Source organism: Streptomyces sp. NPDC048255 (assembly GCF_040652415.1).
Taxonomy (GTDB): Bacteria; Actinomycetota; Actinomycetes; order Streptomycetales; family Streptomycetaceae; genus Streptomyces.
The window spans coordinates 17,391-30,618 of the sequence record NZ_JBEZMA010000050.1; the positions used below are offsets into that span (position 1 = coordinate 17,391).

16 protein-coding genes are annotated in these 13,228 nt (G+C 69.8%); 4 read left to right on the forward strand and 12 right to left on the reverse strand.

The window, feature by feature from the left end:
• Positions 1-125 precede the first annotated feature (125 nt).
• The 3 genes from AB0D94_RS29180 to AB0D94_RS29190 all read right to left on the reverse strand — a co-directional run bounded on the left by AB0D94_RS29180 (position 126) and on the right by AB0D94_RS29190 (position 3,442).
• Positions 126-1,550, reverse strand: coding sequence for a hypothetical protein (locus AB0D94_RS29180; RefSeq protein WP_362057541.1), 1,425 nt, complete (start codon positions 1,548-1,550; stop codon positions 126-128).
• Positions 1,547-2,155 (reverse strand): hypothetical protein, encoded by a 609-nt coding sequence (locus AB0D94_RS29185; protein WP_362057544.1) that lies wholly within the window; start codon positions 2,153-2,155, stop codon positions 1,547-1,549. Before AB0D94_RS29185 ends, AB0D94_RS29180 begins: the two co-directional genes overlap by 4 nt.
• Positions 2,156-2,377: 222 nt before the next feature.
• Positions 2,378-3,442, reverse strand: a complete 1,065-nt coding sequence (locus AB0D94_RS29190; protein ID WP_362057547.1) for a serine hydrolase domain-containing protein — start codon at positions 3,440-3,442, stop codon at positions 2,378-2,380.
• Between the two features lie 276 nt (positions 3,443-3,718).
• Between AB0D94_RS29190 and AB0D94_RS29195 the strand changes: the two genes are divergently transcribed.
• Positions 3,719-4,666 carry a phosphotransferase gene (locus AB0D94_RS29195; RefSeq protein ID WP_362057639.1) on the forward strand — a complete coding sequence of 316 codons (948 nt, stop codon included), beginning with the start codon at positions 3,719-3,721 and terminating at the stop codon, positions 4,664-4,666.
• Here the strand turns inward: AB0D94_RS29195 and AB0D94_RS29200 are convergent.
• The 7 genes from AB0D94_RS29200 to AB0D94_RS29230 all read right to left on the reverse strand — a co-directional run bounded on the left by AB0D94_RS29200 (position 4,663) and on the right by AB0D94_RS29230 (position 10,325).
• Positions 4,663-5,748 (reverse strand): glycosyltransferase, encoded by a 1,086-nt coding sequence (locus tag AB0D94_RS29200; protein ID WP_362057550.1) that lies wholly within the window; start codon positions 5,746-5,748, stop codon positions 4,663-4,665. The two genes, AB0D94_RS29195 and AB0D94_RS29200, sit on opposite strands and share 4 nt — an antisense overlap.
• Positions 5,745-6,179, reverse strand: coding sequence for a hypothetical protein (locus AB0D94_RS29205; protein ID WP_362057553.1), 435 nt, complete (start codon positions 6,177-6,179; stop codon positions 5,745-5,747). Before AB0D94_RS29205 ends, AB0D94_RS29200 begins: the two co-directional genes overlap by 4 nt.
• Positions 6,180-6,357: 178 nt before the next feature.
• Entirely contained in the window at positions 6,358-7,251 is an 894-nt protein-coding gene (locus tag AB0D94_RS29210) for a PIG-L family deacetylase (protein WP_362057556.1), read from the reverse strand.
• Positions 7,248-7,979: a glycosyltransferase gene (locus AB0D94_RS29215; RefSeq protein ID WP_362057559.1), complete on the reverse strand. Its 732-nt coding sequence runs from the start codon at positions 7,977-7,979 to the stop codon at positions 7,248-7,250. Before AB0D94_RS29215 ends, AB0D94_RS29210 begins: the two co-directional genes overlap by 4 nt.
• Positions 7,976-8,890, reverse strand: coding sequence for a phosphotransferase (locus tag AB0D94_RS29220; RefSeq protein WP_362057562.1), 915 nt, complete (start codon positions 8,888-8,890; stop codon positions 7,976-7,978). Before AB0D94_RS29220 ends, AB0D94_RS29215 begins: the two co-directional genes overlap by 4 nt.
• Entirely contained in the window at positions 8,880-9,740 is an 861-nt protein-coding gene (locus tag AB0D94_RS29225; RefSeq protein ID WP_362057565.1) for a glycosyltransferase, read from the reverse strand. The genes AB0D94_RS29220 and AB0D94_RS29225 overlap by 11 nt, the downstream gene beginning before the upstream one ends.
• Positions 9,741-9,932: 192 nt before the next feature.
• Positions 9,933-10,325 carry a hypothetical protein gene (locus AB0D94_RS29230; protein WP_362057568.1) on the reverse strand — a complete coding sequence of 131 codons (393 nt, stop codon included), beginning with the start codon at positions 10,323-10,325 and terminating at the stop codon, positions 9,933-9,935.
• 166 nt (positions 10,326-10,491) lie between these two features.
• On the opposite strand from AB0D94_RS29230, the gene AB0D94_RS29235 reads away from it, so the two are divergent.
• A complete protein-coding gene (locus AB0D94_RS29235; protein ID WP_362057571.1) occupies positions 10,492-11,298 on the forward strand; it encodes a hypothetical protein in 807 nt (268 codons plus the stop codon).
• Here AB0D94_RS29235 and AB0D94_RS29240 read toward each other — a convergent pair.
• Entirely contained in the window at positions 11,285-11,596 is a 312-nt protein-coding gene (locus AB0D94_RS29240; protein ID WP_362057574.1) for a hypothetical protein, read from the reverse strand. The genes AB0D94_RS29235 and AB0D94_RS29240 overlap by 14 nt on opposite strands.
• Before the next feature lie 18 nt (positions 11,597-11,614).
• Here AB0D94_RS29240 and AB0D94_RS29245 point away from each other — a divergent pair, with 18 nt between their 5' ends.
• Entirely contained in the window at positions 11,615-11,764 is a 150-nt protein-coding gene (locus AB0D94_RS29245) for a hypothetical protein (protein WP_362057577.1), read from the forward strand.
• A 23-nt stretch (positions 11,765-11,787) separates the two neighbouring features.
• Entirely contained in the window at positions 11,788-12,366 is a 579-nt protein-coding gene (locus AB0D94_RS29250; protein WP_362057580.1) for a GNAT family N-acetyltransferase, read from the forward strand.
• 438 nt (positions 12,367-12,804) lie between these two features.
• Here AB0D94_RS29250 and AB0D94_RS29255 read toward each other — a convergent pair whose 3' ends face one another.
• Positions 12,805-13,062, reverse strand: a complete 258-nt coding sequence (locus tag AB0D94_RS29255; protein WP_362057646.1) for a hypothetical protein — start codon at positions 13,060-13,062, stop codon at positions 12,805-12,807.
• Positions 13,063-13,228: the final 166 nt, after the last annotated feature.

Genomic DNA, 13,228 nt, shown 5'->3' on the forward strand with positions numbered 1-13,228 from the left:
CCCGTCTTCCGCGAGACGGGGCTCGGAGATTAATCGGATAGTCGGGGTCGCTTCCTTAGCCACCAGGCGCCTGCGGTATGTGGGCTGGCAGTGGGCGCCGCGCGAGCAAATCCGCGTCGCAGGTGCTAAGAGTCAAACAGGGACGGTTGGTTCCAAGGTGCGGCAATTGGCTGTCCCTGTGCTCCAAGGAGAGCAGATAGATTTTCAGCCTCTGGGTCGGTAAGTTCGCAGAGGAGCCTGGCCGCTGTGCCGATGAGTTCATCGAGTGCGACCTGGCTCCGGGCCCCTCGTGCGCTGGCCAGAAGCTGGGTGAAGCTGCAACGCAGGACGGCTCCTGAAGGGGTGCGTGCGTCAGCCTCGAAAACAGCCTCCGACTGTCCGAGCGCTTCGCTGATGCCGACGAGCTGCTCGTCATGGACGACGTCGTCGCCAGGGCCGTCATATCCGATGCGTCTATCAGTGACCAGCATCCTGATCGACGTCAGCGGGATGGAGAAGCGATCTGCACGGGTGCGTACATCTTCCAGGCTTGGCTCGTCGAAGGTATCTGAGGTGTTGAGGTCTTTTCGCGTTTGTGCGACATAGGTGCGGAACTGTGGCGTCTGTAGCAATAGATGGCCTCGCTCAACCGCCCAGCGCCACGGTCCGATAGGCGCACTTGGTGTGGTGCCGCGCGCGATCACGCAAACGTGGCTTTGCCAACGCGCGACGGCAGATCGCATGAGGTGTTGAAGGTTATCCGGGTCGCGGATAGGCGTGCGCAAGAGGAGGGGGAGGCTGACCATAGGGAGTAGCCTCTGCCAGAAGGCTGGGTCCGGAATCTCCTCGCTACCTAGGAGGTAGGCCAGAGTCGATTCATCCAATCGGCCGGATCGCCGCAATGGGCCGGGGAAACTGGAAAGAGTCGAACCTCCGCCCTGCCACAGTGCGGCCATGAAGGCCGTCATTCGATCTGCTACTTGAGGGACCATCTGAGCCGAGACAGCCTCAACGGCAATGCGTGTGCCATTGGGGTCTCCGTCACGGGCAGCACCAACGCCGGTTGCAACTGCGTTGGTGAACTGCGTGGTTGCCAGTGCATTCATTGCGCCCCGGCCCCCCTCGATGATTGAACTGGAGATCAGCCGTGGAACGCTGGGTGTGTCGTGGGCTGGTGTCAGCTCGCCGAAGGCCGGCGTGTCTAGCAGTAGGGCTTGATGCTCAGAGGCGGTCGGCTGAAGGGCGTCGGTCGCCTGCGTGGCCTCTAGTTCACCCAGCGAGAGGATCAGCGGCCGGTCCTTCGTCTGGAGTCGTGTGATGTCCTCCCGCAGCTCCGCCGGGTTGGCCGTAGTGCGGAGATACACGTACCGATCTGTGGTGCGGGCTGCTTGAGGCCACCGGATCACCATGTCAGGGGCGTAGGTGTGGTTAAAGAAGCCAGTCGTGATGACCTCCGCCCGCGGATCCATTCTCCGCAGCTGATGACCCACGATTTCTTTGACCCTGGCGAACGGTTGGCTCTGCTCCGTCTCGTCGAGCGCAGCCATGATCGCCTGTGATGTCTCGTTCACCACTGCTCTCCCTTTCGGATCAGTTCGGCAGCCACGATGGCTTCCCAGTCCTTGAGGGGGACCAGCGTCTCCTGCTTCTCGGACAGCACGATTAGCCACAGTCGTTTCGCAACAGTCTCGACTACCTGCTGGTTGATCGCAGCCTTTGCTTCCGCGCGATCGCTCGTCCCAAAGACACGCGCATGGTGGATGAGTACCGCATCCTCGACATGCCTTGGAGAGTGCAGCTGAGTCCAGGTGTTAGCGCGGAAGGGTGACCATGTGATCCACATCAGGTGATCGCTGAGGAGATGACCCGTCTGGCAAGCCACGTAGCACTTGGCGACGAACTCATCGAACTGCGTTCCCTGGTCGCTGGGTTGTTGGTAGTTCTTCACCTCAGCGCAGAACATGTCCCCGTGGTACGGGGCCCCTCGCATCGCGCCACCCAGATCGAAGGAGAAGGTCTGTCCACCGTGGGGCCATGCCAGGGTCAGCCGCCGGGCACACGACGGCGAGTCGGTGTTCGCGTACGCGCCCGAGATCCGCATCGTGCCCTCGAGCCACATCTTCGCCCGGCGAGCCCCAGAGAATCCCTTGAGGTGGGCGTCTTCCCCCACAGCCACAGCGATCAGGGTAGGGCACAACGACAACGCCCGCCATGAGAAGGAGCATTGGGCGAGATCGGATTCTCGTCCGGTGGTGCCAACGGACTGGATGGGTCGGCGAGTGCAGGCAGTGCTAGCTTGGGCGATCCTGATCACGATGGTGGCTCGCAGCAACGTCTGGGCGCGCACTACTTCCGCATCCTCGACCCTTCAAGTCGGGCTCCCGAGGCCTCGGCGGTGCTACGAACGTGTGGTGATCTGCCGAGCTGGCGCAAGGAACGCGGCTTCGCGAAAAGCGTTGCGGATTTCCGTCAAGGGTTCCCGAGCGCGGTTGAAGCGGAGCTTGTTGGTGAGGAGGACGGCCCAGCGGCCTTGGGCCGGGCTGATCCACATGCCCGTGCCGGTGAAGCCGTAGTGGACCCAGATGTCCTCGGCCGGTTCGGTGCCGGGGGCTGGGTGCCAGAAGAGGCCGCGGGCGGGGGTGAGGGCACCGGTCTGGAGGCGGAGGGAGTCCTTGATCCAGGTCTGGCCGAAGGCTGCCTGGGTGGGGGCGAGCATGTGGCGGAGGAAGAGGGCGAGGTCGTCCAGAACGGAGAAGGTGCCGGCGATGCCGCAGACGCCGCTGAGGAGGCGGGCGGAGAAGTCGTGGGCGGTGCCCTTGAGGCGGGTGCCGGTGGCCTCGTCGTACTCGGTGGGGGCGCAGTGGGCCGCATCGGTGGTGGGAAGAGGGCCGAAGCGGGTGCGGGTCATGCTGAGGGGGTGCCAGACGCGGTCGGTGGCGAGCTGGTCCAGGGGCTGGCTCGAGAGGTATTCGGCGAGGTAGCCGAGGATCAGGGCGGCCCGGTCGGTGTACTCGACGGCCTCGCCCGGTGGGCGGTGGAGGGCTTCGTGGAGGACGCCGTCGCGGATGTCGTGGGGGTCGGTGCCGTAGAGGTTCCTCAGGTTGGCGCGCAGGGGCAGGCCTGCGGTGTGGGTCAGGAGGTGGTGGGCGGTGGCCTGGGCCAGGGGGTGGCCGGCGACCTCGTCCCAGAAGGTGCCCAGAGGGGCGTGGAGGTCGAGTTTGCCCTCTTCGGCGAGGGTGCCGATCGTGGACCAGACGGCGAGGATCTTGGTAAGGCTGGCCACGTCGAAGACGGTGTCCAGCCGCATTGGTTCGCCGGGCCGGTCGGGATCGAGGAGGCCGACGGCTCCGCTCGCGCGGATGCCGTCGGCGTCACCGACCGCCCACACCGCGCCGGGGTAGACCTCCTCGCGAACGCCGGTCTGCAGGAGGTCTTCGATTCGGGCGGTGGAGGGCGTCGTCATGGTCTCCCGATCGTCGTACGGCCGCGGGTGGTCCGTCGGTCAGGGTAGTGAGGCCGCCAGGACTGTTCCGGCTCCGCCACGGGCGGAGTCAGGCGAGCTGGTGGCGGGAGCGATCTCGGCTCGCCTCTCCCTCCGACTCTCGGTGGGGATCTGGGTGACGAATTCGGGTGCGCGAATCGGGGTCGGCGTACCGTGCTGGGGGTGACGGATACGACTCGAGAAGATGCTCTGACGGCAGTGCTGCCTAGCCTGTCCGACGCGTTCGGGCTGGGCGCGGTGAGTGATCGGCGGTTCCTTGCCCACGGCCTGATGAACCGGAACTGGCGGCTTGTGACCGCTGCTGGAGTGTTCGCGCTCAAGGAGATCACCGACGTTCCTCTGCCGAAGGTCCGCAGGAACCTTGCGGTCCTCCTGGACCTGGCTCGCGAGGGCATCCCCGTGCCGGCGCCGCTGAGCGCGGCCAACGGTGACCTCGTGGCGGAAGTCGGTGGTCACGGCTACTGCGTCCTCCCGTGGGTGGACGGCGAGCACCTCCAAGGGACGGATCTCCCGCTCGACCAGGTGCGCGATCTCGGTGCTCTGCTGGGCCGCCTCCACGAGGGCTTGCGGCGGCATGGTCCCGGCCCGGTCCCGGAGCAGGCGCCGGTGGCGAAGGTCCGCGATGTGGCCGAGGCAGACCGTGCGGCTGCTGGTCTCCTGAGCCGCTTGCCGTCCGCTCCGGTGACGGACTTCGACAAGGCCGCCGCCGAGGCCCTGCACGACCGCCGCGGCCTTCTCGCGCGGAACGCCGATGCCCGGCCGGACGGCGAGGTGCCGGCCGGGCCCTACGGGTGGACACACGGCGATTTCCAGTACCGCAACCTGCTGCGCCGCGACGGCCGGGTGGTGGCGGTCCTGGACTGGGACCGGCTCGGGGTCCGGCCGTACGGGGAGGAGGTCGCACGGACCGCGCAGGTGCAGTTCGGGGTCGGTGGTGCCTTCGACCTCGACCGTGTTGCCGCGTTCTGCTCCGGATACCGGTCCGTGATCGATCTGTCCGAGGGCGACCTCGCCGACGCGGTGAAGCGGCTGTGGTGGAAGCGGCTGACCGACTTCTGGCAGCTGGAGTTCTACCTCGACCGCCAAGACCCCGCCTTCGGCGAGATGTTCCTGACGGACGAGGCACTGCTGAACTGGTGGACCGAGCGTGGCGACGAGGTGCAGGCCGCCTACGCGGCCCGTTAGTCGGCGGCTGCTGCCGCCGGGATGAGTCCGGCGGCAGCCAGCTCGGGCAGGCACGGCCGGACCAGCGGCGCTGCCCCGGCGCGGGCGCTCGCGCCGAGGCCGGTCCGGTCCGCCGACTCGATCGCCTGCACCCAGCCGTCCACGTCGTCGGGGTGGAGGATCACTCCGCCGTCCCCGACCGCCTCGGGAATGCCGCCGCGGGACGAGCCGATCGTGGGGATGCCGTGGAGCCCGGCTTCCACGATCACCCGAGGGAAGGCGTCCTCGACCTGGGAGGGCACGAGCAGCAGGTCGTTCGCGGCGTAGATCGGGCCCATGGCGTAGGTGCGGGGCACCCAGTGCACGTTCGGGTACGCGGTTAACTCGCTGGCTGTGTCCCACCAGCCCTCGACGAGGGTGAACCGGAGGGTGGGCAACCGGCGGATTAGCTGGTGCAGGAGGGCCGCGCCCTTGGCGGGGATGGGATTGACTATCAGCACGCCGCCGGGGACTCGGCCAGCTGTGCCGCGCCCAGCGGCGAGGAGGGGCCCGGCGCCTTTGGCCGGCGCGAACGGCGGGTAGAAGACGACCGCCTTGGTGTCGGCGTGGGCTTGGGCCCGTCCCGCGACGAACTCCGACGTGGCGAGGGCGACGTGCGGTCGGCCGTGGAGGACTCCCATGCTGTTGGCCGAGACGGAGTGCAGCCATCCGGCGACCCGAGAGGACCGGCGGGCAAGTGCGGCGAGGTCGGCCGCCCGTTCCTGCGAGGTCACCACCAGATCCGGCCGGGCCTTGGTCAGGAGGCCCTTCAGGGTCGCTTCCACCCTGTCCTGCGGCACGGCCCGGCACGAGACGCCGTTCCACCGGTAGCGGAACTCCCCGCAGGCCTCCTCCCACACGGTTCCGTGGGCCCGGAGGTGGGCGCGCAGGTGGCCGATCTGGGCGGACCCGTTCCAGGGGGCCTCGTGGCTGCCGAGGTAGACGACCCGCCAGCCGGCCCCGACGAACTCTTCCGCCAGGAGCTGCTGGGAGACCTCCGCGCCCCCGACCAGCAGCGGTGGCGGGGTCCGTCGCCATACGAACACCACCGTCGGGCCGGTCACCGGACACCCGCCCAGTACGTGAAGAGGGCCTGCACGACGGCGGCCGTCTCCTGGCGGTCGCCGTCCCCGGAGGCGATGGCCAACTCCGCAGTCGCCGGGCGGCGGGCCGGGCGGCAGAAGTAGTCGCGGAAGTGCGTGAGGAAGGCGGGGTCGTGGAGGAAGTACTCCGGCTCGACCTCGTGGTGTCCGGCCGCCTTGCGCCGCAGGTGCAAGAGCTCGGGCGTCACGTCCAGGTACAGGGTGCGGTCCGGCCTCAGGTGCGACATCTCCTCGGCCCGGCGGGTCAGTTCAGGCAGGACGTTGAAGCCGTAGATCTCGTCCATGGCGTGAGCGTGGGCGAGGAGGGTGTCGACGGTCCTGTCCAGGACGACCAGCCCGCCGTGGCGGCGAGCTGCGTCCACGCGGTTGCCCTCGATCTCCATGAACGTCATGAACGCCTCCACCTGCTCGTCTGCCGACCGGGTGGAGGGGGTGGGATGTCCTCGCGGCGCGCGAACGACTTCACGTAGCAGGAGAAGAACAACGCGTCCTGCATAGCCGGCACCCGGCGCAGCCGCCCCAGGGCGGAGGTCTTGCCCCCGTACGAGGGGCCTTCCAGGCCGAGGATCATCACGACCCCCCGAGCCGGTAGAAGCGTTCCGCGAACTGGCCCCGCGGACGGCCGTCCGCGTCGGGCAGCAGGTTGGCGGCGACGGTGTGGGCGTGCCGGATCGGCCGGTACATCTTTCGCGCGGGGTGCATCTGGGAGCCGTGCATGTGCAGCAGGGTCACCTTGTCCAGGACGGTGGCTGTGATGTCCTCCAGCTCCGGTTCGAAGACGTCGCCGGCCCGCTGCTGGAACAGCTGCCGGTCGCAACCGGACAGCCCGTAGGTGGACCAGAAGGCGACGTCCTCCCAGAACCAGCGGCAGCCCAGGCGGCGGGCCGCCTCGTGGACAGCCAGGTGGTCGGGGTGGCGGGTGACACCGGCCGGGGCGAGCAGCTCGGCGTCCTCCATCCCGTCGAGTACCTCCGCGAGCTCGGCGGTGACCCGGTCCACCTGGGCGGGCTGGGGTGCCCGATAGGGCTTTTCGGCGTCCTTGTGCCCCAGGCCGACCCGGGCCGCCCCGAGGGGCAACAGGGACTGTGCGGCTTCGCGGTCGCGGAGTCCGGAGACCGTCTCCACGCTGTTGTAGGTGCTTTCGAGGGAGGGGTGGACGCTGCGGGAGCGGGTGAAGACGGTGACCACGGTCAGCGGTCGGGGACGGGCGAGGAAGGTCCCGGAGGCGGACAGGACGAAGTCGTCGTGGTGGGGCTCGATGACGACCACCGGCCGCCCGGACGGCTTGCGCGGCTCGATCCAGTGCGGCGAGAGGGTCAGCGGCGCCGTCAGCGTCATGATCTCCTTAGCCCCGGTCAGGGAGTCCATCCAGGCCCGGTGCGCGGTTAGGAGGTCGGTGGGGAAGGTGTAGATGCCGTCGGCGTCCGGCAGGGGAAGGAGGGTCACCTGGGGTTCTCCGATCATCGGACGGTGGTGGCGTACCAGTTGCGCCAGAAGCGGGGCGAGGTCAGGCCGAGGCGGACGACCACGGGGTTCTGCCACCAGAGCATCCGGGCCGTGGACCAGGCGTCGTAGCGGCGGGTGGAGGGCCGCACACGGAGGTCTTCGAGGACCGCGACCGGCCCGCCCGTGCGGCGGCCGTAGGCGGTCAGGCGGGCGAAGAACTCCATGTCCTCGCTCATGAAGTAGTCCGGCCGGTAGCCGTGTACTGCCTTGAAGGCGTCCCGGATGCAGAACTGGTTGACGCCCTGGGCGCCCCCGTGGCGGGCGCGGTGGTGGTCCCAGTAGGCACAGAGCAGGCGGGCCCCGAACCGGGCGGGGGTGTAGAGCGGCGGGATCGCCCCGCCGACGGCTCCGGCGTCCATCGCGGCCACGGCGGCGGTGATCCCTTCCAGCGGCAGGGCGACGTCGGCGTCGACGAAGAACAGCATCCGCCCTTCGGCCTCGCGGGCTCCGCTGTTCCGGGCCAGGCCGATGCTGCGGACCAGCTCCGTCACCACCCGGGCGCCGAGCTCTTTTGCGACGGTGGCGGTCTCGTCGGTAGAGGCGTTGTCCACGACGACCACTTCTCCGCGCCGGCCGGAACCTGCCTCCCAGGCGCGCAGGGACGCGAAGACCGTGGGCAGGTAGCGGGGCAGGTACTCGGCCTCGTTGTAGGCGGGGATGATCACCGACAGATCGGGGTCGGTCACAGCGCGGTCCTTCCTGAGTGTGGGGACAGGGCAAGGTGCAGGCGGGCCGCCCAGGCGTCGCGGTCGCGGCCCTCCCGGTGGGCGGCATAGGTCCAGCCGCGTACGGCCTGGAAGGTCACGTAGGCGTCCAGGAGTCGGGTGTCGACGGGCCGTCCGTAGGCAGCGGCCACGAACAACCGGTCGGACGGCTCCAGGGCGTCGCAGGCCACGAGGGTCTGGGCGAGGTCGTACTCCGGGACCTCCACGGTCGCGGCCTCGAAGTCGACGAGGTAGTCGGGGAGGCGGGGCCGGCCGTGTTCGCCGACGGTGAGGCGTCGGTCGCCTCCGCAGATCACGTTCTCCAGGTGGAGGTCTCCGTGGCACCACACGAGTCGTTCCAGGCGTGCCCCGGCCGCGATGACCTCCAAGGCGGGAGCGAGCCGGACGAAGACCTGCTTGGGGCAGTGGGCGGCCAGAGCGCTGACCTGCTGGCCGATGCCTGGCGCCAGGGGGACCCCGGCCGGCGCCTTGACGGTATGGAAGGCAGCCATCAGCAGGGCGAGCCTCAGCAGTGCCGCCGGACGCGGCATCTGCCCGGCTCGGACGGCATCCCCCAAGGTGCTCGTTCCGGCATCGGTGGTGACCAGGGCAGAGACGGTCAGGCCGGGAACCGGCCCGTACCCGATCACGGTCGGCACCCGCACCCGCCCGGCGGCGGTGACGGCGGCCAGGAGGCGGGCCTCTCGACAGCGCCGTGGGTGCCGTCGACCGCGAACAGCTTGACCACCACCGGGCGGCCGTCGGCGAGACGGACGCGGTAGACGGCCGTTTTCGGTCCGTTGCGGACGCGCACCGTCTCCGCCGGAGCCGACCCGGCCAGGTCCGTGCAGGCCCTCTCTACTGCCAGGACCGTTCCGCCAGTCACAGTGCACCTGCCCCGGTCAGGTGCCGCAGCGTGCGGTACATCTGCTGCCGGTAGGCATGCACGTCCTCCGTGCCGGGGCACGAGCGCATCCACGGCTTCTGGCCCCCGACGAAGTGCACCACGTGCCCGTCCCGGCAGGTGACCGGGCGGCGGAGGACCCGGCGGACCCAGTCCCCCCGCTGGAGGAACCGGTCCACCTCGAACCGGTTGAACACCGGCCCGACCGGGTGCGCGGTCCCGGAGGACAGCAGCCACAGGTTCAGCGCGCACTGGTCGTTGTGCTTGATGTACTGCCGCCCGCGGACCAAGGCCCGCTGGACCCCGGTCCGCATGGGGGCGAGCATCGGCGCGGGGACCCACAGCATCCCAGCGTTGAAGTAGGTGCGCCCGACCAGGTGGGGCCAGCGCTCGGCGACGCCGGGCAGTGCCGGGCACTGGCCGACGGCCGGGTTGAACTCGTCCTGCACGGCGCCGATCCGGTCCGCAGGCAGTCCGTCCAGAGGCGCGGAGACGTCGGCGCGTACGTGGACGTCGGCGTCCACGTAGATCAGGAAGGGCCGGTCGAGGAAGCCCGGGGTGAATCCGAACCTCAGGTAGGTGGCGACCGAGATATAGGCGGTGTCCGCCATGACGCTCTCGGGCGGCGGGGTCTGCCAGCGCAGGTCGAAGGAGCCGAACCCGCAGCGGCGGGCGAAGGACTGCATCACGGCGGCCTGCCCCGGAGACAGGCCGTTGGTCAGTACCCGTACCGCGCTCTCGCGGCGGTCGGCCACCGGCAAGTGGTCGGCGACCGATCCGAGCGTGACCAGGGCGGGTAGCAGGTAGCGGGCATCGACGCACATGCCGATCGCGTACACGCGGGTGCCTCCAGGGCGAGGTTCGACGGGACAGCCGGCAGGGCTGGGGCATGGTGGCCGACTCCTCGCCCGTATTTGGGGGGAGCCGACCGCCTCACCGGTGTCGGCGAGGTGCTGCAGTCACCTGCCGCGGCCGGGCAGGTGGAGGGCTTCCGGCGCCGACGCCCCAGGCAGGCCGGCGCCGGAAGCGGTTCAGACAAGCCGCAGGAGGTCCGTGTTCCGGGCGAGGTGGGCCACCGACTTGGCCAGCAGCCGCAGCGCTATCGCCGGATCGCTCCCGTAATCCCGGGCGACCTTGCGGGCGAACCGCACGGTGCCGGCCGCGATGTCCTTGTCCCGGCTCTCCGGCAGCAGGGCCGCGTACCGTTCGGCGGGCACCGCGAGGGTGTGGACGTGCTCGCGCAGCCGCTCCCGCAGCCGTACGGCCGCCTCCCCAGCCGGGTGGTGGTCGGCGAGGGTGAGGGCGGCCTCGACGTCCCCGGCGACGGCGGCAGCCGCGGAGGCGATCACGGTCTTCTGGTTGGCGGAGGTGACCGTGGGCACCTCCGCCGGGGCTGCCGCCATTTCGTGCGCGAGTACGGTCACGATCCCGCTCCCATCCGCCTGCTGCCGGTTCGGCTGTGCGGACAAGTAACCCGTGTGCAAGCCGTGTTGGACATGACGAATCCACTCGCAGCTACTCGCGTGACCACTGACGAAAAGTCCCGACCTGCGCTACCTCGGATGGCGGCCCCGCCTCTACCGTGACTGCATGGTGCGGAAGCGGAACGCGGAATTAGAGACCTGGATGAAGGAACACGGGCTCAGTGCAGGCGCTCTTGCCGAGCAGGTCAACGACGCGATGGCGGACCTCACCGGCCACCGCGGCGCCGTCACCGAACGGACGGTCTACCGGTGGCTGTCGGGAGAGAACCGCTCACCCCAGGACCGCCAGTGGCAGGCCCTGGAGGCCGTCTCCGGGCATTCTGGGACCGACCTGGGGTTCGTGCCCCGCGCCCGCCCCCGCCCCGCAACGCCCTCGGCACGACTGGAGGACCCTGTGCTTGGCCGTCGAAGCTTCATCTCCGTAGCCACCGGCGCCGCCGTCGCCGTGTCCACCGGCACCGCGACCGCAGCCACCCGACCCACGGTCGGGCACTCCGACGTCGACCGCCTGCGCGGTCTGCTGGCCAAACTGTGGCTCCTGGACGACCAGAACGGCGGCGGTCCCGTCCTGGAGAAGCGCGCCGCCGACCTCGCCGCCCGCACCATCAGCCTCCAGCAGCACGGCTCCGCAAGTCAGCGCGTCCGCTCCCGCCTCTACGCCGTCGCCGCGTCTTTCACGGCCTTCGCCATGTTCTCCGCCATCGACGCCCGTCGGCTGGGGGAGGCCCAGCGCTACCTCGAGCAGTCCGTCACCCTCGCAGGGCTTTCCGGAGACGGTCAGGTCCAGCACCAGACCTGGCGGTACGCCGCCATGCTCGCCGGACAGCGGGGCCGGTACGCCGACGCCCTCGCCGCGGCCGAAGCCTGCACCGGCACCCGGGCGCACCGCGCCGACCCCTCTACGCCTCGCTGACCACTCCCGCATCGCCCTGACCGCCGCCAGCCTTGGTGACAAGACCCGGGCACTCCGCGCCCTGGACCGGGCCCACGGTGCCTACGACCGGGCCGACCCCACCGAGGCCCGCCCGTCCTCCGTCGCCTTCTACACCCGGGGCGAACTCCACGGCCTGACCGGCATCACCCACTACCGGCTCGGCGAAGCGGAGAAGGCCGAGTTCCATGCGCACCGGTGCATCGCCGACCTCCGCGACGACCAGCACCGCAACCGCGCCTACTACCTGTCCCAGGCGGCCCTCGCGCAGGTCGCGCAAGGCGACGTGGAGCAGGCCGTGGCCACCGCCACCCGCGTCATCGCCCCGACCGGCGCTGACGCCGGCCGGGTCCCCCACCTCCTGGGCAGCTTCACCTCCGCACTCAACCAGGCGGCCCCCAAGTCCGCCGTCACCCGCCAGTGGAACGACCGCGCCCGCACTGCCTGAACCGCCACGCGACAAGGAGCACCATGCCCGCCCCGGAGATCACCCTTCACCGCTACGGCACCGACCAGCTGCCCACCATCCGCCCCACCCTGGTCGGTGTGTACGCCGAGGTGTACGAGAAGGAGATCGGCGAGGACCCGTTCTTCTCCGTCGACCGCTTCGAGGGTCGTCTCACCGGCCACTCCTCCCGCCCGTCCTGGGAGGCCGTGGTCGCCTACGACGGTGGCGAGGCCGCCGGCTACGCCTACGCCGCAGCCCTGCCCCACAACACCGGCTGGTGGGCTCACATGCTCCAGCCGCTTCCCGAGGCGGATACGACCGAGGACGGCACTCGAACCCTCGCCCTCTTCGAGATCATGGTCCGGGCTCCCTGGAGGGGCACGGGTCTGGCGCACCGGATCCACGAGGAACTGCTGGCCGGTCGCACCGAGGAGCGCGTCACGCTGCTCGTCGAGCCTGGACACCCGAAGGTGAAGGCCCTCTACGAGGGATGGGGGTACCAGCACATCGGCGACCAGCAGCCGTTCCCCGACGCCCCGGTGTACACCACCATGCTCCGCACGCTCAGGTGTGATGGCAGTACATCTGCAGGGCGATCCTAAGGCCGGGGACCGCCTTGTGGGTGGCTCGGGCGAGGAAGCTGGCGACGCCGACGGCCGACGGCCCTGGGTAGCGGAGGTGACGCGGCTTCGCACGCAGGCTGCTGCTCTTCCCTCGGCTGCGATCCGTCCTCGGTCGCTGTCTGCGGACCGGTGCCCCCTGGCTCCGGTCCGCTCCCGCCACTCCAGGGGCGGGATCGGCCGAGACGCTCTCCCCCGACGGGGAAGAGCGTCTTGGCCGATAACTTGCTCCGTCTGGGGCTTGGGTAGGCGTCGCCTGCTTGGAGGTTGTGGGGATGCGTGGCAGTGGGTTCGTCCTGTAAGAGCGTGCCTCCTGTTGGTCGGGCTGGAACGGCTTCGGCGTTGAGGGGATGGGGCGCACGAACGCCAGCTCGCCCCGCGACGGATGCGCGGGGGAACAATGTGACTTCCGGACGAGGCCTACGCGGCGTCCGCTCGGCCGCTGTCGAGTGCATCCTGGACCTGCCGGGTGATCTTGTTCTGGCGGTCCCTGCCGATGGGGAGGCCGCGAGCGCGGACAGCCGTCTCGATGTGGCGGCTTGACGCGCGTCCATCGCGTCCGAGGGGGGCGGTGAGGGCGATGGTGAAGAGCTCGTCGTCGGTGGCGGCGGGCTTGCGACCGGTGCGCTTCTTCGGCGGGACGTGGGCTTCCGCCACTTGGTCGGTCTCTTCCGCCACATCGACTGATGCGCCCTGTACGGCGTCAGCCGGAGTGGGGCGGTCCCCTCCCGGCCCTCGGGCCGTTCCGGGTCCGGGAGCGGCGCTGTGGCGGAGTGCGCGCAGGGACGATCCAGGTCCGCGGGATGCACTGCGGTCTCTCCTGCCGGTAGGCAATGGTGGCGGG

Coding starts and splice junctions, on each gene's coding strand:
- AB0D94_RS29190 (WP_362057547.1), bottom strand. CDS start 3,442: ATGACGACGCCCTCCACCGCCCGAATCGAAGACCTCCTGCAGACCGGC.
- AB0D94_RS29205 (WP_362057553.1), bottom strand. CDS start 6,179: ATGACGTTCATGGAGATCGAGGGCAACCGCGTGGACGCAGCTCGCCGC.
- AB0D94_RS29210 (WP_362057556.1), bottom strand. CDS start 7,251: ATGATCGGAGAACCCCAGGTGACCCTCCTTCCCCTGCCGGACGCCGAC.
- AB0D94_RS29235 (WP_362057571.1), top strand. CDS start 10,492: ATGGTGCGGAAGCGGAACGCGGAATTAGAGACCTGGATGAAGGAACAC.
- AB0D94_RS29250 (WP_362057580.1), top strand. CDS start 11,788: ATGCCCGCCCCGGAGATCACCCTTCACCGCTACGGCACCGACCAGCTG.